The organism is Labilibaculum filiforme (genome assembly GCF_002843315.1).
Lineage (GTDB): Bacteria > Bacteroidota > Bacteroidia > Bacteroidales > Marinifilaceae > Labilibaculum > Labilibaculum filiforme.
Window position 1 is genome coordinate 237,877 of the sequence record NZ_MVDD01000006.1, and the last position, 22,476, is coordinate 260,352.

Genomic DNA, 22,476 nt, shown 5'->3' on the forward strand with positions numbered 1-22,476 from the left:
TTTCACTCGTTTTACCTCAAATTGTACATTCGGATTTGCATTTTTTTCTCGAACCATTTTTTCGTAACTTAAAACTACTGTTAGTTTTTATTCTCACGAAACAAATGAAGCTTATTATATAAACTAATCACAGTGTTTTTCATTCAAAACCCCAACAATTATGATACGAAAACCTCTATTTTTATTTGCACTCATCTTTTCAATCTTTTTTGGTTTTTCCTGTCAATCGAATCAAAAAACAGAAGAAAAAGAAAAATCGGATTCGGTAATGGAGCGCAAATTGGCTAATTATGCGAAAGTTAGCCTCTCGGCCGATTTAAGTCACCTAAGCCTAAATCAGATCAAGTTATTTTCTCAGCTAATTAGAGTTTCAAATGCTATTGATGAAATTTATTGGTTACAAGCATATGGAAATAAAAACGATCTACTGAGTAAAATAACAGATCCTGTTATGAAAGAATACGCAATGATTAATTATGGTCCATGGGATCGTTTGGATGGATTCGCACCATTCACCGACGACTTTCCTCCTCGCCCCTTAGGTGCAGGTTTTTTTCCCGACAATATTAATCCTGAAGAATTCTTTTCTTTCAAAAATGACAATAAATACAACGCATATACAACATTAACACGGTCTGAAAATGGCGAATTAGAAGTAATACCTTACCACATTGCTTACCAAAATCAACTAAACAATGCAGTAGCAGCACTAAAAATTGCTGCAGAACTCAGCGAAACAGAAGATTTTAAAATATATCTATTGCAACGTGCCTCCGATTTACTTGCCGATAATTTCGAAAAAAGTGACCAACTATGGATGCATCTAAAAAATAACCCATTAGATTTTATTGCTGGTCCTATTTCAAACACCGAAGATCATTTAATATGGACTAAGTATTCTTACGGAGCTTTTATTTTATTAAGAAATCAGGAATGGACAAAAAATGTCGAGAAATATTCGTTACTACTTCCCTATTTACAAAAAAATCTTCCAGTTGCCGACAAATATAAAACAGAAATACCCTCGGAATCGGCTCAAATCGTAATTTACGATGTTTTATATAATTCGGGATATTGTAACGCTGGGAATAAACTTATTGGTTTGAATTTACCCATTGGTACGAACCTTACCAGCGGAAGTAAAAAACTGCATTTTAAAAATGTTATGCAGGCTAAATTTGATCAAATTCTTCAACCAATTACCAATTTGGTTATCGATGAAAGTCAACGTAAGAATGTATTATTCCAATCATTTTTTTTAAACACTATTTTTTATGAAATAAGTGATGGTCTTGGAATAAAACAGACTATCAACGGAAACGAGAGTGTGAAAAACGCTTTAAAAGAGCACTATAATGTGATAAACGAAGTAAAAAACGATGTGCTTCGAATGTTTTTTATTGGGCAGCTTAATGATATGCGCGAAATAAAAGATGGGGAACTAATGGATAATTACGTTACCTATATGGCTGACGTATTTAGATCTATTCGATTTGGTGTGAAAGATGCTCAAGGTGTCGCAAATATGATTCGATTTTACTATTTTGAAGAAAATGAGGCTTTTAAATACAACGCTAAAAATGGCACTTACAAAGTTAATTTTTACAAGATGAAAAAAGCCATTGAATCTCTATCGAAATTAGTTCTTGAAATTCAAGGAAACGGCGATTATGAAGCGGCAGATCGGCTAATTAAGGACAAAGGATATATTCATAATGAACTATTGCAAGATCTGTATCGAATTCAACGAGCAAAAGTTCCTAAAGATATTGTTTACGATCAAGGTGAAAAAGTTATTATTTCCAGTAACTAACTCACCTATTTAGTAAAAAAAAGGCATTCTCGGGAATGCCTTTTTTTATTTCCATTTTTCAAATAAAATATTAATCATATATTTGAACTCAAAACTCAATCCCGAAAAATTTATAGCAAATGCTTCGTCTCCTTCTTTGTTTTCTATCGCTCTTTACTTGCATAAGCGGTTTCTCTCAGATGGTTAAACTCATCGATTCGGAAACCCAAAAACCGATAGAGAATGTGTATCTATTTGATTCTAAAAATTCAACACTAAGCAATTCCAAAGGAGAAGCAAGCTTGGTAGGTTTTTCAAGAAACGATCAGCTCTACTTCCAGCATCCTTCGTATAAAAACATTCAACTTTCCTTTTCTGAACTTGAACAAAAATCGTTTATTATCTCCTTACAGTCGGATATCTTTCCAATATCCGAAGTGGTAATATCTGCAAATAAATGGGAAGAGAATAGTAATGAAATTCCAATAAAAGTGATACAAATTACTCCCGAACAAATTAAAAACAGTACTGCCCAAACAAGTGCTGATTTATTAAAAGAAGGAAATCAAATTTACATTCAAAAAAGTCAATTAGGTGGCGGAAGTCCCATGATTAGAGGTTATGCAGCCAACCGAGTTCTTATTGTTTTAGATGGCATTCGTCTTAATAATGCTATTTACCGAAGTGGTAACCTTCAAAATATTCTTAATGTCGACCCCAATAGCCTTGAAGGTGCTGAGGTAATTTTAGGTCCAGGATCCATTATTTATGGAAGCGATGCAATTGGTGGTGTAATGGATTTTCATACCATTAAGCCTCGTTTATCGACTTCCCAAAAACCCTATACCAACTTTTCATTCAAATCTCGCTATTCGTCAGCAAATGGTGAAATAATGAATCATGGCAAATACAATTTTGGCACCTCCAAATTAAGTTTGGCAGGTAGTATTAGTTATTCCGATTTCTCGGATTTAAAAATGGGACAGCATGGTCCTGACGATTATTTACGACCAGAATATGTGATTAGTAAAAATGGTATCGACGAAATCGTACAAAATTCAAATTCGAAACTACAAAAATTTAGTGCTTATTCGCAACTTAATATTTTGCAAAAAATACGTTACAAAGCCTCCGAAACTCTTGATTTTCAATATAGTTTTCATCATTCCGAAACTTCGGACATTCCACGCTACGATCGACTAATTGAATATTCGGGAAACCAGCTAAAATATGCCGAGTGGTTTTATGGTCCACAGAATCTGCAACTACATTCTTTTAAAATTAACAACTCCCAACCAACATTTGCCTATAATTCCTTTACTATAATAACAGGATATCAGAAGTATCAAGAAAGTAGAAATAGCAGGAAATTTGGTACTACAAATCTCACAAAACGTGAAGAAAATCTTAAAATATATTCGATAAATGTAGATGCCGAAAAACAAGTAAACTCATTCACTCAATTATTTTATGGTAGCGAATGGACGTACAATAAACTTGATTCCTACGGAAATGATATCGATATATTTACGCATAACAAGCAGGAAATAGCAAGTCGTTACCCCGATAATTCAAAATATTCCAGCTTTGCTTTGTACACCAATTTAAAATGGAAATTGAATACCAAATGGACACTAAATACAGGGATACGGTATTCTCATGTTTGGATTAAATCTGATTTGGATAATCAATTCTACAATTTCCCATTCGATAATCTGAATCTTTCCTCTGGTGCACTAAACGGAGGTATCGGAATAAGTCATTTGTCGAATTCTGGATGGTTACTTAAAATTAATGCGACATCTGGTTTTAGAGCTCCAAACATTGATGATGTTGCCAAGGTATTTGATTCGGAACCTGGAAAAGTAATTGTGCCTAACCAAAATTTGAAACCCGAAACTGTTTACAATTTTGAAACGAACCTGAGCAAAAACTTCTCCAACCTTCTGTTTGTTGATTTAAATTTATTTTATTCCTTTTTAGATCAGGCGATGATCAGAAAAGATTTTTCCTATAACGGTCAAACCTCTATGCTATATGATGGAGAAGAAAGTACCATTCAAGCCATTGTAAATGCCGATAATGCAAAGATATGGGGTGGCAATTTTAGTACTATTCTTAAACTTTCTGATCACTTTTCTGCCAATTCTAGTATTACAATTACCAATGGCGAATATAAAGATGGTAGTCCGGTACGACATGTACCTCCACTTTTTGGAAATATTTCGCTTACCTACAAAGGAAAATTCTTGAGTTCGAAGCTTGGTTTTGAATTCAACGATAAGATCAGCTATAAAGACCTTGCAGATACAGAAAGAGACAAAGCCTATTTGTATGCCAAAGATAAAAATGGAATGCCCTATTCTCCTTCTTGGCAAATTCTTAACCTGAACAATCAAATTCAAATTAGTAAACTACTCCAAGCTAATATAAGTGTCGAAAACATCCTTAATAAGCGTTACAGACCTTATTCATCCGGAATTAGTGCTGGTGGTAGAAATTTTATTTTAGGTGTTTCTTACGACTTGTAAGGAAACTTTTAATTTAAACAAACTAATACTCGATCAATTTGACTTTAAAATGATAAGGAATACATCTCATTTATTAGGAAAATTAGATTCTCATTTCCAACTAAGTCTGTAGTAAATGTTTTATTTTACCCTTTAAATATTTAATGCGAAACTATAAAAAAATCCAGTGAACAAAAGTCCACTGGATTTTAATGTATTTAATATTTTGAGTCATTCAGTAATTTGAATACATCAATTCTTAATTATTTTTCGATATCGTACTCTTCAACAACAGCATGGAAAGATACAAAATCGTCAGCTTCAACCCTTGACTCGTTTACACCGGTAATTTCAATAGTACCATAGTAATCTTTCGAATCACGCATTGTTTTTACGATAAACTTATCACCAACTGTTACATTCATAATTACAGTCTCAGCAGTACCAGCATCATAAGCTGCTTTTAAAAGTGGAGCATTACTTACTTCCATTAAATCTTCCTCAGTAATTAGAACAAGACCTGTAGAGTTAATTGCAGTAATCCCTTGATACAACTGGTTAAAATCATTAGTGAATTGGATCATACATGCGGCATTAGCTACGTTAATAATTGAATCGCCAATTAAATCGTAACCAGGTTTTTCAATATTAACCATACCTTCCGCTACATCACCAAGAAGATATTCATCAACGGTGAATGAAGTAGAAACAGTATCTCTAAAAGTACCAACAGAAGCAACTAGACGAACAAAAACAGTATCTCCAAGCATATAATCAGCTCCTTTTACACCAATATTTAAATCAGAATCATCATATGATTTTGACCAAAGATCAGCCCAAGTACCAGCTACACCAACTTTAACTGTTGCTTTAACATTAACACCAGTTGCAGTTTTTGGAGCAACTTTATAAGTAATGTTTTTTACTACATTCGATAGTTCATATATAGCATCGGAAACTTCAATATCATCTCCATCTTCATCAACATCCATATAAAAAGGATCTTTAATTGAAGAAGCCGATATCATACTAATGGTTGTATACATCTCCTTAACCTTACCATCAACAGTCGCATTCACATAAATACGCTGAGAATCTCCAATTTCATTCAAACCAAGATCTGAACGAAGTAAAGTAACAGCAAACTTATTATTTGAAGCTGTTCCTGTATATAAAGAAACACCATCTTTTAATATAACAACATCAGTAACCACTTTTGATTCTGACATAAAATCAATTATAGTAGCGAGTTCAGTATCTAAAACCGTAAACTTCGTAGCCGATAAATCCAATTTAACGGAATCATAATAGTTAATGTCTTGGTCATAATCATCACACGAAAAAAGTGTAATTCCAAGAAACATTACTAAAATATATTTTAAAATATTTTTTTTCATAGTTTTTATATTTTTTAGAATTTATCCCACCAAAGTTTAGTTGTTGCTGTATCCCCACCAATTGCAGCCGCAGCATCATGATAACTTGGATTCATGTCGTTCTCTGTATAAGGATATGGGAAACGAGTTGGAATATCAGAATAAGACATTCCTACAGGAAAGTTTAAAGTAGGAGCATCAAGTCTTCTCCACTCAGACCATCCTTCAATACCACGATTATACATCGCTAACCATTTTTGAGTACCAATTTTTTCTTTCCAAGTTCCAGGAGCAGTACTATAAGCAACAGATGATTGAGCTAAGTATGCATCAGCATCAGCCTGTGTTCCACCATAATACAGAATACTTGCTGTAATTCCATTATTATAATGTTGCTCAGCGGTTCCACTAATATTCCATCCTCTTTCAACAGCTTCTGCTAAAAAGAATTCCATTTCGGAATAATCAGAAAGAATAGCTTCCAATGTTGGGTCATAAAAATGATCTGTAAAATGTGAATAACTATTATAAGGTACTCCATCTACTAAACCGAAAGGAATTCCAACATATTCACCATCCTTTTGAGTAAACCATAATGGTAAACGTGGATCGTTTAATGCAACCATTTTATCGATTAAAGTATTAGAAGGACAGTAGTCATTACGATTATCAATTACAAAACCATCGTAAATAGTATTCACATAAGGATCTGTACCAATATATTCAAAAAATGCACCTTCAAAATTAGCATCGTATACACCTGCAGCAACAGCTGCTTCTACTTTAGCTTGAGAATTAAAAGCTGGAACGTCTGCCATACGCATAGCCATTCTTAACTTAAGTGAATTTGCAAAAGTTTTCCATTTAGCAATATCACCATCAAATAATAACTCTTCAGCACCAAATGAATCATTATTAGCATTTAAAGCCGCAATCGCAGCATCTAATCGAACGAATAAGTCTAAATATATAGTTTCCGCATCGTCATACTTTGGTACAAAATTTTCTGCACCTAAAACTGCCTCGGTATAAGGAACATCACCAAAAGTTTCAGTCAAAACTGAATAAGTGTAAACTTCTATAATTTCGATAATCGCTTTTTGGTTAATTGCCTTATCAGCTAAAGCACCCTCATAACCAGCGTTATCTATCACCATTTTAGCTTCTTCAAGATCCATTAAAACATCTCTGTAGAATTCTGCCCAAAAAGTATCTGGAATACCACGATCCTGAAAATCGTAACGAGAACCATCTGTATAAGTAACATCAGACCAATACTGCGCTAACAAACGTGAAATGTTATAATTTACATTCATATTGTTATACTGATCGACAAAAGCGATCTCTGCAGTAGTAAATAAGGTTTCTACAGGGACTTCACTTGCGTGCTTAGGATCAATATTATCCTCCAATTCGCAAGAAACAATTCCCATCGTAGAAAAAATTCCTAATAATAAATATGTTATTTTTTTCATCTTATTTTTCTTTAATATTAAAATCCTAAAGTAACATTAAAACCATATGTCCTTGTAGTTGGGTAGGAACCATTAGCGATACCTTGCTCATTACCAGAACTCTGACCTGTTTCAGGATCAAACCCAGGGGTATTCTTATGAATAATCCAAAGGTTACGTCCCACAGCTGAAACGACAGCATTAGTTAAGAAAGTACTATTCAAGATTCTTTTTGGTATTGTATAAGACAAAGAAACTTCTCTTAGCTTAACATATGAAGCATCATAAACATATCTTGCAGTAGGTGTTCTTCCATAGTATTGATCACCACCCCAAGAATCTGCTCTTGCAAAAGTAGTATTTGGTGTTCCATCTATGTTAACCGCATTTGCATGTAAAATACCTCCACCATTTGAAACGGCGTCACGCTTAGGATTTCCTTTTGAATTCAATCCTGCAGTTTCCTTATACAGACCTGTAGCTAAACCATACTTACGGTCTACAGAATAAATATCACCACCTTTTTGAATATCCACAAGGGCACGAAGTGTAATTCCTTTGTAAGAGAACGTATTCGTGATTCCACCAGTCCAATCAGGCTGAATATTACCAATTACCTTATCATCATCAGCAGTTTTTGTATAGTAACCATTTGCGTCAACGGTTTTCTTTCCATTGGTATAAACAAAATCAGTTCCTTTTAGAACTCCATATGCCTCACCAACCGTTGCATTCATAGTTACATCCCATGCTGATAAAATCTGAATATTATTCACCCCATTGTATAGACTAATAACTTCATTTTTGTTTTTAGCCCAATTAACGTTCATATCCCAGGTAAAATCATTCATTTTTACAGGAGTAAGATTGATCCCCAATTCTATTCCTTTATTTTCAATTTCACCAGAGTTTACAAAAGCACGTGAATATCCACTAGCTCTTGAAACATTCACATCCATAATTTGATCGAAAGAATTAGACTTATACAAAGCAAGATCAAAACCAAATCGGTTATTGAAGAAATTTGCCTCTAAACCTACCTCATAACTATCAGTACGTTCTGATTTTAGTTCCGGATTCTTTAGAGTTCCATTTACAGAGAACGAAGCGTTACTACCCCAGTTAACATACTGAGTATAAGCAGATGTAATGTTATATGGATCTGTATCATTTCCAACTTCAGCATAATTAAGTCTTAACTTAGCAAAAGAAAGGAAAGATAAGTCTTTAATAGCACCCAACTCTGAAAGAATTAAACTACCGGAAACTGCAGGATAAAAATAAGTATTTTCGCTTGTAGGTAAGGTAGATGTTCGATCAACTCGAAAAGATCCTTCTAAATATGCAAAATTCTTATAGCCTACAGAAAAACTACCGTAACCTGATTTTGTATTTTTCTCTAAAAGAGTTTCTGTTGGAGATTTTGCAACTTGGCTATTCGCAACAGTATATAAACCAGGAACAACTAGTCCACCTGAAGTAGAACCAAATATTGACTGAATATTTCTATCTAAATAGTTAACTCCTAATAAACCATTAAGGCTAAAATCATTAACCGTTTTCTTAAATTTCAACATCAAATCAGTATTCCACTCAGAATAAGTTCTATCATAGGTAGAAAACTTTGACTGTGTATTAGATCCTACTGCTATTCTTTCATTTTGTCTTTCGTGATAAAAATCGATAGAAGTTCTATATGTTAAGGAAAACATATCATTCAACTCATAATCTAAAGCTGCGTAACCAAACAATCTATTTCTTTCATCGTCCTCGTAATTTTTATAACGAGTCCAATAAGGGTTATTCGCATAGGCTGGAGCTAATTCATTTGGATTACTCGCATTCCATGTTAATTGACCACCATCAGCGGTTTGATAATTTTCCTTCATTCTGTCGAAATCCAAGTTGGTTTGAAACCATTGTGCAAAATTCTGCATTGGATTATTATCATCATAACCGGTTCCAAAACGACCTTTACCTTTTGTGTTCACATAGTTGGCACTCGCACTTACTTTCAACTTTTCTGTCAGTTTATAGTCAGCTTTTATTGCCATACTATTCTTCTTAATCGAAGAATTAGGTAAAATACCACTTTCATCAGAATTGGTATATGACAACCTAAAACTTCCGAAGTCATTACCTCCATTTAAAGCAACGCTATTAGTATATTTCACACCTGTTTCGAAGAAATCATAAACAGTTGACTTAGGAGCGATCCAAGGACGTGTTTCCCCATAATTATCAGCATTAGGATCAAGAGCATCCCAATGAACAACTTGCAAGTTAGGATCAAATGCTGGACCCCATGAAGCATCGTCATTTGTATTAACTACAGTCTTACCGTTCAACCCATCAGAACCTTCAAAACTCCACTCTGGAGCATAACCTGCACCATATTCGTATTGGTACTCAGGCATTGTTTCTTTATTAATAGTATTAAAAGTAATACCTGAATTTACAGTAACTCCAATACCATTCTTTTTCTTTGTTCCTTTTTTAGTTGTAATTAATACAACTCCATTAGCCGCTCTAGATCCATAAAGTGCCGACGCCGCAGCACCTTTCAAAATAGATACGGATGCAACATCATCCGGATTAATATCGGAAGCCGCATTTCCATAATCATAACCCCCTCTACCACTTGACTGATCAGCAGTATTAGTATTGGAGTTATCCATAGGTACACCATCAACCACAAAAAGGGCCTGATTGTTTCCCATTAATGAAGCAGTACCACGAATCAATATATTCGCAGATCCACCCATTGTATTTGCTTGACGAATATTTACACCAGCAACCTTACCAGATAAAGAATTTACGATATTTGATTCTTTACCTTCTGCAATAGACTCTCCGCCTAATTCAGTAACAGCATAACCTAATGATTTCTTCTCACGAGTTACACCTAATGCTGTAACTACCACTTCATCCATACCAATAGACTCAGTTTCCATTACAATATTAAAGCTTGTTTTCTCCCCAACTCTAACCTCTTGGGTAATCATACCAACGAAACTAATCAGCAATACATCGGTAGGCTTAGCTTCTAAGGAAAATTGTCCATCAATATTAGTACTAGCTCCAATAGTAGTACCTTTTAAAACAACAGACACTCCGGGCATACCCAGACCATCTTCAGCACTGGTAACCGTACCAGAAATCTGCTTGTTTTGCGCATTTACTACTTGCATTCCCATAAAAATTAGGAATACAAATAGTCCAATCATTTTTTTCATAAAAAAAACTTTTTAGTTAGTAATTAAGTAAAGATGCAAAATGGTTAATGGTAATTCTAGAGTCTAAAAATAGCATATTTAAACCTTTTAACAAAAATTAACAGCTTTTTAACACTCTTGAAATCATGACATATGTCATATTTAAATGCGAAACTTAAAACATTCCTAAATTGCCACTTTCCATAGAAAACATGTTGGATTTTAAAAATCAAGACTATAGCTCACCAACTAAATTTTTTAATACCCATTAAAATCCTCTAAAAAATATTTTAATTTATTTAAAAAAAAATACACCATACGCAAGAAAAAACACCTATCCAATCACAAACACCCCCTAAAATAGAATGGGTCAAGCTTAAAAAAACCAAATTATCACGACCAATACCACATATAAATAGTACCTAAATATTAAACATACATATTCATTGAAATCCTTACAAAAAATAGAATGCCTTTCTAAACAAACATCAGAATTTGTTACATTTGAGAAAATTTAAACAAAATGGAAAAAATACTAGCAAAATTACAACCCTCTGAAATTTGGAAACATTTCGAAGATATTTGCCAAATCCCAAGACCATCAAAAAAAGAAGATCGAATTATCGACTTTCTATTGGATTTCGGCAAAAAACATAATTTACAAACAAAAAGGGATGAAATTGGCAATGTTTTAATTACGAAACCTGCCACAACAGGAAAAGAAAATCTGAAAACCATTGTTTTACAATCGCATATGGATATGGTTTGCGAAAAAAATAATGAAACCGTTCATGATTTCGATAAAGATCCAATTATTCCATGGATAGATAATGGATGGGTAAAAGCCAAAGGAACTACTCTTGGTGCTGACGATGGTATTGGAATGGCCGCAGAAATGGCTCTTCTTACTGCTACAAATATTGAACATGGACCAATAGAATGTCTTTTTACTGTTGATGAAGAAACGGGACTATCTGGTGCCTTTGCCTTACAACCCGGATTTTTTAATGGTGATATATTACTTAATCTTGATTCGGAAGATGAAGGTGAAATATTTATTGGTTGTGCTGGAGGTATTGATACTTTGGCAACATTGGATTACAGTAAGGAAGATGTTCCAAGTGGTCACTTTCCCATTCGTATTGATATAAAAGGTTTACTGGGCGGACACTCAGGAGATGAAATTAATAAAGGTCGTGGAAATTCTAATAAAATTCTGAATCGTTTTCTTTGGCAAATAAATAAAAAGTATGGTATTCGAATTGCTCAATTTGAAGGTGGTAATTTAAGAAATGCCATTCCTCGTGAAGCTTATGCTATTATCACTTTGCCTTCTGAATTTAAAGAAAATGTGCGCGTAGATTTGAATATCTATGCTGCTGAAATGGAAGAGGTTTGGAAAATTAGCGAACCTAAATTAAAAATCGCTTTAGAATCTACTGACAAACCAGCATTTGTAATCGACCAAGCAAGTTCTTCAAACTTAATGGATGCTTTATATGCTTGCCCACATGGTGTATTCTCCATGAGTACAAAAATGCCAGGCATGGTAGAAACATCAACAAACCTTGCCTCTGTTAAATTTATAGATGGCAATAAAATTCAGATTACAACATCGCAAAGAAGTGATGTAGACAGTGAAAAATATAATATTGCTCAAATGGTTGGCACTTGTTTTACCATGGCCAATGCAAAAATAATACATTCCGATGGATATCCTGGATGGGCTCCAAACCCTTCATCAGAAATACTTTCGGTAGCTGTTAATTCCTATAAGAAACTTTTTGAAGTTGATCCTATTGTACGTTCTATTCACGCTGGACTAGAGTGTGGTCTTTTTCTTGAAAAGTACCCTAATATGGATATGATTTCGTTCGGACCTACCCTTAGAGATGTGCATTCTCCCGACGAAAAAATAAACATTGAAACGGTAGATAAATTTTGGAAACACCTTCTTGATATTCTCAAAAATGCCCCCTTTAAATAAAAGATATTTAATTTCTTTTCACTTTTTAATAACGGTAGTTCTAACACATAGAACTACCGTTTGTTTTTATACCTTCAAGTCATTAATTTGATACAAAAAAGAAGTGTCATGCTGGAACTTTTCACATCGCTACAGGAAATGAATATTTACTCTTTTCCAATTATTTGCTTGCTTTTACTAGCTGGATTTACGGTTGGGTTTATAAATACTATTGCTGGAAGTGGTACAGTTATTTCTTACTATTTATTTATGTTTTTAGGTCTATCTGCCCCAATAACAAATGGTACAATTCGACTTGGTGTAATCCTACAAACCTTAGTCGCTTCCTATAATTTCAAAAAACAAAACGTTCTTGAGCTAAAAAAGGGATTCAAATTAGCTTTACCTACGGTTCTTGGATCGATTTTGGGTGCTCAGATAGCAATAAGTATTGACAAAGATTTTTTTGAGATTTTAGTTGCCGGCGTTATGCTTCTCATGGGACTCCTATTATTTTTCAAACCAAACAGATGGTTAGTTGGATCACAAATACTTCAAGAAAAAAAAATTGGACTTAAACAATTTATTATTTTTTTCGCCATTGGAGTTTTTGGTGGTTTTATTCATATAGGTGTTGGTATTTTTTTAATTGGTGTTCTCGTTCTTGAAATGGGATACGACCTGATAAAAGCAAATGCATTAAAAGTTTTTATTGTACTATTATACAGTCCATTTGCCTTAATTATATTTATAATGAACGACCAAATTCATTATGGAATTGGAGCCATTGCCGCGATCGGTAACATATTTGGAGCTTATGTTGCTTCCCATTTTGCAGTAAATTGGGGTGCTAATTTTATTCGGTGGATATTATTAATTATTATTCTCACCTTTTGTATGCAATCTTTTAATTTAATTCACCTTTAATTAAAGCTCTTTGACACCCTATTCTTAATCATTTATCAAGTAGTAGTCTTTATACTAATTTTCCTCAAATCAATACTGGTTAATTTCCCTTCCTAAATTGGATAAAAAAGAGTAGTTTTGTGCTCAATTTTTAACAACTAAGAAGTGAAACAAGAAGTCTACAATAGTATAGAAGCATGGTTTAATTCCTATGTTGCTGGTTTTGAAAATGAGATCGAAGAAATTAAGCTTAATATTAATTTGAAGCGGAATCATTCATTTCGTGTAGTTAATTTAATTGCAGAACTTAGCGAAGAGGCAAACTTAAACGAGTCTGATGTTATTCTGGCACAAATCGCTGCTTTATTGCACGATGTTGGTAGATTTGAGCAACTAGCTAAGTATGGCACATTTTCTGATACCGAAGATATAAATCACATTAAACTAGGTATTGCAACCATCACTGAAAATAATATTCTATCAGAACTCACAGAGGAGGAATCGAAGCTTGTTATTGAATGTATCAACTATCACAATGAGTTGGTTCTTCCAAAATCGATTGATGCAGATCTGTTGCCTTTTGTTCAAATTCTAAGGGATGCAGATAAAATTGATATCCTTCATATTGTTTCCGACTATTATTCAAACAATAAACAGGGAAACAATAAACGATTGGAAATGGAATTATTGGATAAAACCGATATTTCTAAAAAGCTGTATCAGAGTATCTGCGACGAAAAACATGTTGATTTTAAAGATGTACTTACGCTAAACGATCTAAAGCTTTCTCAGATGTCTCTTATTTTTGATCTTAAGTATAAAAAGAGCTTTAAGATTGTGAGTGAAAAAACTTATTTAAAGCAAATTTTTGAGACTCTCCCTAAAAAAGATCTTGTAATCGATATGTACAGACAGATGAAGATATACCTTGAAAATCAGCTCTAAAAAAACCTATTTCCTCAATGTTATCTAGAATCATTAAAAATAACACCCTCGAATTCGATGGATTAAATCGAATAATGTATATATTTACAGCAGATTATTATTAAAAGAAGAAAAACAATGAGGGATATAGTTTGTAACTGTCAGATGGTAGACAGAAAAACCATAGATAATGCAATTCATCAGAAAAATGCAACTACAATAGAAGAAATTAGAAGGTACACTGGAGCTAATACAGGTTGTGGAAAATGCATTGGGTACATCAATAGCATATTAGATACTGAAGTTCCAAAAATGGCAGTAAAAATTGAAAATACTCCACCAAGTAAATTTAAACTTTGGTAAAATAATAAAGCTTCGGAAATTCCGAAGCTTCCTTTTTTATAGCAATTTGTACTATACCACTTTTCGAACCACATCGATAATGGTTCCATCCACCCACTTAATAGCGGCCACTATTTCATCGGACAAAACGAGTTCATCCATAACTCCACATATGGCTTCTGCCTCTTTCTTTAATGCTTGAATCGATTTAATAGGCAAACTACTTCCCTTCAGTTTTCTTAATAAATCTTTTCGCAAAGGATTAATTGCTATGCCACGTTCGGTAACAATAACATCTATTAATTCACCAGGTCCACAAATTGTTGTAACCTCTTTTCTTACAACGGGAATTCTATTCCTGAAAAGCGGTATTGGCAAAATAACCGTTTTACTAAACAAACAATTTTGCCAACCTCCAATACCATGCAATAAGTACCCATCGGAATGGGTTACAACATTGGCATTGAAATTAACATCTACCTCGGTTGCTCCCAAAATTGCAACATCAACCATTCCGGCAAAATTACCTTTACTATGATAGTTATAACTTGTAAAAGGGCTTGTCCATACATGATTGGGATTTTCCCGCATGGAACGAACTCCTTCCAAATCGAAAGTTTGACCATCTAAAATATATTCTATAAGTCCTTCCTCGAGCATTTTAACTAGATATTTATTACTCCCTCCTCGAGCGAACCTTGCTTTTATGCCCTTTTCTTTCATTATTTTGCGAAAAAATTCACCAATTGCTAATGAAGTACCTCCTGCTCCGGCTTGAAAGGAAAATCCTTCCTTAATAATTCCCACCTCCTCGCATAATCTTGCGGTTAACTCAGCTATTAATAAACGATCTGGACTTTTTGTAATTTGTGTGGTACCAGAAACAATTTTTTCGGGAATACCAATAGATTCCATCTCCACCGTAAAGTCGACAAAATTTCCTTGAATTTGCCAAGGCACACAAGGAAAAGTAAGCATGTTATCGGTTGCGACAATTACCTTATCTGCAAACTGAGAATCAACCAAAGCAAATCCCAGCAAACCGGAAGCGGAATCGCCGTTAAGTCCATTTGCATTACCAAAACAATCAGCACTAGAAGCTCCTATAATCGAAATATCGATATGAACCTCCCCGTCCTGAACTGCTTGATACCTTCCACCATGAGAACGCAAAATAGCCACTCCTTTCATTTTTCCCTCGGAACAATACTTACCTAATGGCCCATTCATACTTCCCTCTATGCGAGCAATAGTACCATCCTCCAAATAAGGAATAAGATGAGCATGACATGGGAAAGAAGCAGATGGAAACCAAATTAAATCTTTTATCCCCATCTCGTGAGCAATATCAAACACTTTATTAGCCAATAAGTCGCCATCTCTAAAATGATGATGAGTAGAAATTCTCATTCCATTTGCTAAGCCTGATTTTTGCAAGGCTTCTTTCAAATCTTTCACTTTTTTATTACCATCTAAAGGGTAATCAGCATTGGATGGTATTTTGCAGTTATACTTTCGTTTTTGAGGCTTAAATTTACCTACTCCCATAAATGGAATAGAATCCTGCCCATTAATCTCCGTCGGAACCATTCGTCCAAGCGCATTCTTAACCCATTTAGCAACCATAATCGTTCCTCCAATCTTTAGATAATGCTCCAAGATTAATTGCTAATTCAAGCACCTTTATCTGACGTTTTACTACAGGAGGATCAACCATTTTAGTTCCAACAGAAACTACTGCTAATCCTTCCCTTTCTGCCTCATAAAAAGCATTTACAATTTTCTTTGCTTTTTCAATTTCTTCGGAATTTGGCATAAAACCTTTGTGAATTACAGCTATTTGTCGAGGATGAATACAACCCATTCCTTGAAAACCTAGCGCTTTTGACCTTTTTACATTTTCAGCCAAAGCCTCTACATCACCAACATCAGAAAAAACGGAGTCGATTGCTTGTACCTTCGCGGCATGACAAGCATTTACAAAACGCATGCGAGCATATAATGACTCTTCAGCACTATTGGTTCGTTGCACTCCCAAATCAGCTGTATAATCTTCCAGACCAATTGCCATTGCAACAATGTTTTGTGAAGAAGAAGCTATTTCGTAGGCATTTTCGATACCTAAAGCACTTTCTATAATTGGCATTAAGAAAATATCCCTGAATATATTTTCTTCCTTCTTAATTATATCAATTCCCTGTTCAACACGACAAATATCACTTTTCGATTCACATTTAGGTATTAAAATAACGTGAACATTGTGCGGCACAATAAAAGTCAAATCTTGTATGCCAAGATCTCCTTGATTTATTCGAACCATTCTCTCAGCTCCATAAAAACTCTGAGAGCGTAAAGCATTTCGAACAATATACCGGGCTTCCTTTTTTTTTGAAATTGCAACAGCATCTTCCAAATCGAGAATAATACCATTCGGCTGATGGAGTCCGGCATTTAACATCATATACGGATTATTTCCAGGCAAATACAATCTTGAAAATCGAAACTTATCTTTCTTGGATGTATATAAATTATCGGGAATAAAATCGAAAAGAAACTCCTTCTTAGAAGTAACTATTTGCTTAATAGCGGCCTCCATTCGAGCCGCAATTACATATGGCAAAGCTCCATTATCTTTCAGTACAACCCTTGCATTTTCAATAGAAAAAAAAGCGAGTATCGACCTAACTAGTTTTTCGATTGACTTCCCGTAAAAAACTTTAACCTTAGATTCTAATTCCAAACAGATACCTCCCGATGACTTTAACTCCATACTAATAAGACAGTCTCCTCTGTTTTTGGAATCGCAATTTCCCGACACGCTACTTTGTTCTCCACGTTTCATAATGAATGAGATTTAGGTCGCCAAAATTTCAAACTGAAAAAAGGGAGATAAGAACATATAATCAGTTCCCACCGCCCCTTTTATTACCATTTTTACATCTGATCAATTAATGTACTTAAATATAAGCTTTTACAAGAGATAAAAAAAATGACAATAGTCAAGTTTTAAAGCAAAAAAAAGGGGTTGCCGAAACCGACAACCCCTTTATAATATCTATAATGATGCAAATTACATCAAGAAACTCAATAAAATACCAGCAGCAACAGCCGATCCAATAACACCTGAAACGTTTGGTGCCATCGCATGCATCAACAAGTGATTTGTTGGATCATTTTGCAATCCTAATGTTTGAACAACCCGAGCACTATCTGGTACTGCAGATACTCCTGCTGCGCCAATCATAGGGTTAATTGGACGATCTTTTGGTGAAAGCCAATTCATTATTTTTGCAAAAATAACTCCTCCCGCTGTAGCTACAATAAATGAAGCCGCTCCTAATCCAAAAATTAAGATTGAATCCTTAGTAAGAAATACATCCGCCTGAGTAGATGCTCCAACGGTAACTCCCAACAATATAGTAATTGTATTAATTAATGCATTACTAGCAGTATCGGCCAAACGATTTGTCACTGTTGATTCTTTTAATAAATTACCAAAGAATAACATTCCTAATAGAGGAAGTGCTGTTGGAGAAATGAAAGCTGTTAATAACAAACCAATGATAGGGAAAATAATTTTCTCAAGACGAGTTACCGCACGTGGTGGCTTCATCTTAATTTTTCTTTCCTTTTTGGTTGTTAATAAGTTGATAATTGGAGGTTGAATTACCGGAACCAAAGCCATGTACGAATACGCAGCAATAGCAATAGGCCCAATTAGATTCTTAACCGTTTCACCATTTGCCATTACATTCATTCCATTTGCCAGCTTCGACGACAAGAAAATTGCGGTAGGACCATCGGCTCCACCAATAATTCCTATTGCACCAGCTTCTGGTGGAGCAAAGCCCAACCAAAGAGCTCCCAAAAAGGTTGCAAAAATACCAATCTGAGCAGCTGCACCCAAAATCATTAACCTTGGATTACTAATTAAGGAAGAGAAATCAGTCATTGCACCAATTCCTAAAAATATTAATGGTGGATACCAACCATTAACCACTCCCGAATAAAGTATATTCAATACCGAACCTGGCTCATAAATACCTAATTTCAAGTTGAAATCTACCGCTTGAAACATTGGAATATTACCAATAATAATACCTGTTCCAATCGGAATAAGTAATAAGGGTTCGTAATCGTATTTAATAGCTAGAAAAATAAAAACCAAACCAATTAACACCATAAACAAATGTCCAAGTGTAACGTTTGCGAAACCTGTGAATTCATAAAAATTCATCAAACCAACAACCGCTCCTGAATTGTTAACACAATTAAGGTCTGCATTTTTAAACTTCAGAATATCCCCTTCAACTTTGGCTATACGCGTGCCAAGCTCCAGTTTTTCTGTTGTTGAAAGATAATTATTCGAACCTGAGTTCGGATCTAAATTTTTAGCTAAATGAGTTACTACTTGCGGATTAAATTTAATAATAACATTTTCTCCTTGTGCTTCCCATTTCCCTGTAAAGCGTTGCTTTACCGAATCCATAATAAATGTATTATCTACTTTGAATTCGAAAATCTTATATCTTTTTACTGTTATATCGGAATCGCCAACAGGATTTGGGATGTAACCATCTTCATGATTTACCCATTTCCCTGTTGTCAATTTTTCTGCAGTATCCGATGATTTTTGAGCAATGGAGTTAAATGCTAACCCCATTACCAAAATCATTGAGAATACCAATGAATAAAGTTTTCTCATTTATATAGTTTTTGCCTTTAAGTATTAAAATGTTACGCTATTTCAATTAGTACGTCATCCTGAAGTACGCTATCGCCAACTGCAACCTTTATGGCTTTAACGGTTCCTCCTTTTTCGGCTAACACATTATTTTCCATTTTCATTGCTTCCATCACCAAAAGAGTATCTCCTGGGTTGATAGAATCACCAACTGCAATGTTAATTTTAATAATGCTACCTGGAAGTGGTGCCTTTACTGTTGAAGCACCTGTTGCTCCTTTTTTGATGTTACCTTCGCCTGGTTTGTTAACAACCGGCTTGCGAACCAATCTTGGAGTTTTTGATGATTTATCTGCAACATGCACATCCACATCATAACTCGTTCCGTTCACCTCAATTTTGGCATTCGATCCTTGAAAATCCTTGATCTCCACATCGTATTCTTGCCCACGTATTGTAAATTTGAACTTCTTCATTTTGCTTATCTTGGTTGATTCATTACTCCATAAATCTTAGAACTCCATGGAGAATAATTCTTAGTAACTTTTTTAATTGTAATGATATTGCTTTCATCATCGTGGTTTTGGTTAAAGTGCATGTGCAAGGCCATTGCAATAGCAGCATTAACACCACCTTCGATGTTTAAATCATCAGTTTCAGCGCCAGATCTGCCTTCTCTCATCAACTTTTTTCTTAAGTTAAGATGGAAGAGTTTTGGCAAATTGACAAAAACAATTACTAGTAGTACCAATGCAAGAAATACAATGGAATAACCTACAATAGCAACAGTCCATCCACCTTGACTTCCTATAGATAAAATATTCATTAACATAGAACGTTTTTTTTATAATGGAATATTAGAATGTTTTTTAGGTGGATTCACTTGCTTCTTAGTCTGAAGAGACTGGAATGCGCGAATCACTCTGAAACGTGTATTACGTGGCTCAATTACATCATCAATATAACCGTAAGATGCTGCATTGTATGGATTAGCAAAAGCTTCGTTGTACTCAATTTCAGTTTCTGTAATAAACTTCGCTTTATCAGCATCGTTTAATTCAGCCATTTTTCTTCCGTGAAGTACTTCAATTGCACCTTTTGCTCCCATAACAGCAATTTCAGCTGTAGGCCATGCATAATTTAAATCACCACGAAGTTGCTTACAAGACATTACATCATGAGCTCCACCGTAAGATTTTCTTAGAGTAATAGTTACTTTAGGAACAGTAGCTTCACCATAAGCGAACATTAATTTCGCTCCATGAGTAATAATACCACCAAATTCCTGACTTGATCCAGGTAGGAAACCAGGAACGTCAACCAATGTTAAAATTGGAATATTGAAACAGTCACAGAAACGAATAAATCTAGCCGCTTTTCTTGAAGATTCGATATCAAGTACACCTGCAAGGAAACTAGGCTGATTAGCAACAACACCTACTGACATTCCACCCATACGAGTAAAACCTACAATAATGTTTTTTGCATAGTGACGATGAACTTCCAAAAATTCTGCATCATCGGCAATCGAATAAATTACATCCTTCATGTCATAAGGCATGTTTGGATTTGCTGGAATGATTTCATTAAGAATATCATCCAGTCTATCGATTGGATCTGTACAAGTTGTAATTGGAGCTTCTTCCAAATTATTAGAAGGCATGTAAGACAATAGCTTACGAACAATCATGATTCCTTCTTCTTCATCTTCTACCATGAAATGAGATACTCCTGATTTAGTAGCATGCATTTTAGCACCACCTAAATCTTCAACGGAGATATCTTCACCTGTAACCGTCTTAACAACCTTAGGACCGGTAACAAACATGTACGACTTTTCTTCTGTCATCATGATAAAATCGGTAAGAGCTGGAGAATAAACAGCACCACCTGCACAAGGACCAAAAATTGCAGAAATCTGAGGAATTACTCCTGAAGCAAGAATATTTCTTTCAAAAATCTCAGCATATCCTGCCAAAGCAGTTACACCTTCTTGAATACGAGCTCCTCCTGAATCATTAAGACCCACTACTGGTGCGCCCATCTTCATTGCCATATCCATAATTTTACAAATTTTCTGTGCGAATGTTTCAGATAACGATCCACCAAAAACTGTAAAATCCTGAGAGAAAACGAAAACTAAACGTCCGTCGATTGTTCCCTGACCGGTAACAACACCATCGCCCAAAAATTTTGTTTCCTCCATACCGAAGTTAGTACAACGGTGTGATACAAACATATCAAATTCCTCGAAACTTCCTTCATCAAGAAGCATATCGATTCTTTCGCGAGCTGTGAACTTGCCTTTCTTGTGTTGAGATGCAATTCTACTTTCACCTCCACCAAGCTTAGCCTCTGCTCTTAAATCAATTAACTTTTTAATTTTATCCTGACTAGCCATAACTAAATGAGTTATTATATATTTATTGAGTATTCTTATTTATTACCACAAATCTCAGTCAATACACGCTGAGTTGATTTTGGATGAAGAAATCCGATTTTAAGACCTTCTGCTCCATTACGAGGAGTTTTGTCAATCACCTCACAGCCAGCTTCCTGAACATCAGTTAGTGCTTGTTGAACATCCTCAACAGCGAATGCCATATGATGCATTCCTCCGCCTGTTTTTGCAACAAACTTACCTATTGGACCTTCTGGATCGGTTGATTCCAACAATTCAATTTTGGTATCTCCAACTTTAAAAAAAGCGGTTTTAACCTTCTGATCTACTACCTCTTCAACTGCGTAACACTCCAAACCCAAAACTTTTTCGTAAAATGGAATTGCTTCTTCTAAGCTTTTTACAGCTATACCGATATGTTCAATATGCGATGGTTTCATTATAGATATATTTTAAATTAATGATGATTGCAAAAATATCAAATTGAAAAACGGCAATCAATGATCTGTAACATTATAAAAGTTGTTTTTCAACATGTATGCAAAACGAGAAGATCTCACTTTACTTCTAAAAATCAAACAAATAAGCTCAAAATATCCTCTAAACTCTCTTATTTAGAATTTAAAAGATCGAAAACCTTTGCGTAAAAAATAGAATTCGAAAAGTTTCCAACTAATTTGCGACCAAAGAAACTCTCTTTTCACTTAATAGAGAAATTTATTTTACTATTTCTCAACATATTCCCTCTCAAATATGTCTTTGGTAAACATTAGCGATTAGGTATAAATACTAACACTTCCATTTTATCATTCTGCATTGATATCGTATCCCCTTAAAATTCGATAGACTTAGGGGACTCATTTTGTAAGCTTGTGTAAAGTCTTTTACCTATATTTGCATTTTGAA

Annotated in this window: 16 protein-coding genes; 6 read left to right on the forward strand and 10 right to left on the reverse strand. The window is 34.6% G+C overall.

The window, feature by feature from the left end:
• Positions 1-160: 160 nt before the first annotated feature.
• Both BZG02_RS10520 and BZG02_RS10525 read left to right on the forward strand, forming a co-directional pair.
• Complete coding sequence (locus tag BZG02_RS10520; protein WP_101261386.1) at positions 161-1,813, forward strand: Zn-dependent hydrolase; 1,653 nt, start codon at positions 161-163, stop codon at positions 1,811-1,813.
• Between the two features lie 179 nt (positions 1,814-1,992).
• Entirely contained in the window at positions 1,993-4,323 is a 2,331-nt protein-coding gene (locus tag BZG02_RS10525; protein WP_180335692.1) for a TonB-dependent receptor plug domain-containing protein, read from the forward strand.
• A 242-nt stretch (positions 4,324-4,565) separates the two neighbouring features.
• On the opposite strand, the gene BZG02_RS10530 is transcribed toward BZG02_RS10525, so the two are convergent.
• The 3 genes from BZG02_RS10530 to BZG02_RS10540 are packed head-to-tail and all read right to left on the reverse strand — an operon-like array spanning position 4,566 to position 10,368.
• The gene (locus BZG02_RS10530) at positions 4,566-5,699 is read right to left on the reverse strand and encodes a hypothetical protein (protein ID WP_101261388.1); all 1,134 of its coding nucleotides are present in this window, start codon (positions 5,697-5,699) and stop codon (positions 4,566-4,568) included.
• A 14-nt stretch (positions 5,700-5,713) separates the two neighbouring features.
• A complete protein-coding gene (locus BZG02_RS10535) occupies positions 5,714-7,153 on the reverse strand; it encodes a SusD/RagB family nutrient-binding outer membrane lipoprotein (RefSeq protein WP_101261389.1) in 1,440 nt (479 codons plus the stop codon).
• Between the two features lie 17 nt (positions 7,154-7,170).
• Positions 7,171-10,368 carry a SusC/RagA family TonB-linked outer membrane protein gene (locus BZG02_RS10540; RefSeq protein WP_101261390.1) on the reverse strand — a complete coding sequence of 1,066 codons (3,198 nt, stop codon included), beginning with the start codon at positions 10,366-10,368 and terminating at the stop codon, positions 7,171-7,173.
• A gap of 502 nt (positions 10,369-10,870) precedes the next feature.
• Between BZG02_RS10540 and BZG02_RS10545 the strand changes: the two genes are divergently transcribed.
• The 4 genes from BZG02_RS10545 (at position 10,871) to BZG02_RS10560 (ending at position 14,506) form a co-directional block, all read left to right on the forward strand.
• Positions 10,871-12,334, forward strand: coding sequence for an aminoacyl-histidine dipeptidase (locus BZG02_RS10545; RefSeq protein ID WP_101261391.1), 1,464 nt, complete (start codon positions 10,871-10,873; stop codon positions 12,332-12,334).
• A 108-nt stretch (positions 12,335-12,442) separates the two neighbouring features.
• Positions 12,443-13,240 (forward strand): sulfite exporter TauE/SafE family protein, encoded by a 798-nt coding sequence (locus BZG02_RS10550; RefSeq protein WP_101261392.1) that lies wholly within the window; start codon positions 12,443-12,445, stop codon positions 13,238-13,240.
• Between the two features lie 144 nt (positions 13,241-13,384).
• Positions 13,385-14,164: an HD domain-containing protein gene (locus BZG02_RS10555; protein WP_101261393.1), complete on the forward strand. Its 780-nt coding sequence runs from the start codon at positions 13,385-13,387 to the stop codon at positions 14,162-14,164.
• Positions 14,165-14,281: 117 nt separating this feature from the next.
• A complete protein-coding gene (locus tag BZG02_RS10560) occupies positions 14,282-14,506 on the forward strand; it encodes a (2Fe-2S)-binding protein (protein ID WP_101261394.1) in 225 nt (74 codons plus the stop codon).
• 51 nt (positions 14,507-14,557) lie between these two features.
• Here BZG02_RS10560 and BZG02_RS10565 read toward each other — a convergent pair whose 3' ends face one another.
• The 7 genes from BZG02_RS10565 to mce form a co-directional block, all read right to left on the reverse strand.
• Positions 14,558-16,144 carry a citrate lyase subunit alpha gene (locus BZG02_RS10565; RefSeq protein ID WP_218972216.1) on the reverse strand — a complete coding sequence of 529 codons (1,587 nt, stop codon included), beginning with the start codon at positions 16,142-16,144 and terminating at the stop codon, positions 14,558-14,560.
• The gene (locus tag BZG02_RS10570; RefSeq protein ID WP_101261396.1) at positions 16,101-17,327 is read right to left on the reverse strand and encodes an aldolase/citrate lyase family protein; all 1,227 of its coding nucleotides are present in this window, start codon (positions 17,325-17,327) and stop codon (positions 16,101-16,103) included. Before BZG02_RS10570 ends, BZG02_RS10565 begins: the two co-directional genes overlap by 44 nt.
• Before the next feature lie 228 nt (positions 17,328-17,555).
• Complete coding sequence (locus BZG02_RS10575) at positions 17,556-19,190, reverse strand: sodium ion-translocating decarboxylase subunit beta (RefSeq protein ID WP_245868079.1); 1,635 nt, start codon at positions 19,188-19,190, stop codon at positions 17,556-17,558.
• Positions 19,191-19,222: 32 nt separating this feature from the next.
• Positions 19,223-19,645: a biotin/lipoyl-containing protein gene (locus BZG02_RS10580; RefSeq protein WP_101261397.1), complete on the reverse strand. Its 423-nt coding sequence runs from the start codon at positions 19,643-19,645 to the stop codon at positions 19,223-19,225.
• 5 nt (positions 19,646-19,650) lie between these two features.
• On the reverse strand, positions 19,651-20,001 hold the full coding sequence (locus tag BZG02_RS10585; RefSeq protein ID WP_101261398.1) for an OadG family protein: 351 nt from the start codon (positions 19,999-20,001) through the stop codon (positions 19,651-19,653).
• Between the two features lie 12 nt (positions 20,002-20,013).
• Positions 20,014-21,570 (reverse strand): acyl-CoA carboxylase subunit beta, encoded by a 1,557-nt coding sequence (locus BZG02_RS10590; RefSeq protein ID WP_101261399.1) that lies wholly within the window; start codon positions 21,568-21,570, stop codon positions 20,014-20,016.
• Positions 21,571-21,605: 35 nt separating this feature from the next.
• Positions 21,606-22,010, reverse strand: a complete 405-nt coding sequence (gene mce / locus BZG02_RS10595; RefSeq protein WP_101261400.1) for a methylmalonyl-CoA epimerase — start codon at positions 22,008-22,010, stop codon at positions 21,606-21,608.
• Between the last annotated feature and the right edge of the window lie 466 nt (positions 22,011-22,476).

Bases quoted from the DNA above. Each gene is read 5' to 3' on its own strand.
- BZG02_RS10535 (WP_101261389.1), bottom strand. From the start codon at position 7,153: ATGAAAAAAATAACATATTTATTATTAGGAATTTTTTCTACGATGGGA.
- BZG02_RS10570 (WP_101261396.1), bottom strand. From the start codon at position 17,327: ATGAAACGTGGAGAACAAAGTAGCGTGTCGGGAAATTGCGATTCCAAA.
- BZG02_RS10575 (WP_245868079.1), bottom strand. From the start codon at position 19,190: ATGAGAAAACTTTATTCATTGGTATTCTCAATGATTTTGGTAATGGGG.
- BZG02_RS10550 (WP_101261392.1), top strand. From the start codon at position 12,443: ATGCTGGAACTTTTCACATCGCTACAGGAAATGAATATTTACTCTTTT.
- BZG02_RS10525 (WP_180335692.1), top strand. From the start codon at position 1,993: ATGGTTAAACTCATCGATTCGGAAACCCAAAAACCGATAGAGAATGTG.
- BZG02_RS10530 (WP_101261388.1), bottom strand. From the start codon at position 5,699: ATGAAAAAAAATATTTTAAAATATATTTTAGTAATGTTTCTTGGAATT.
- BZG02_RS10560 (WP_101261394.1), top strand. From the start codon at position 14,282: ATGAGGGATATAGTTTGTAACTGTCAGATGGTAGACAGAAAAACCATA.
- mce (WP_101261400.1), bottom strand. From the start codon at position 22,010: ATGAAACCATCGCATATTGAACATATCGGTATAGCTGTAAAAAGCTTA.
- BZG02_RS10520 (WP_101261386.1), top strand. From the start codon at position 161: ATGATACGAAAACCTCTATTTTTATTTGCACTCATCTTTTCAATCTTT.
- BZG02_RS10590 (WP_101261399.1), bottom strand. From the start codon at position 21,570: ATGGCTAGTCAGGATAAAATTAAAAAGTTAATTGATTTAAGAGCAGAG.
- BZG02_RS10540 (WP_101261390.1), bottom strand. From the start codon at position 10,368: ATGAAAAAAATGATTGGACTATTTGTATTCCTAATTTTTATGGGAATG.
- BZG02_RS10545 (WP_101261391.1), top strand. From the start codon at position 10,871: ATGGAAAAAATACTAGCAAAATTACAACCCTCTGAAATTTGGAAACAT.
- BZG02_RS10585 (WP_101261398.1), bottom strand. From the start codon at position 20,001: ATGTTAATGAATATTTTATCTATAGGAAGTCAAGGTGGATGGACTGTT.
- BZG02_RS10580 (WP_101261397.1), bottom strand. From the start codon at position 19,645: ATGAAGAAGTTCAAATTTACAATACGTGGGCAAGAATACGATGTGGAG.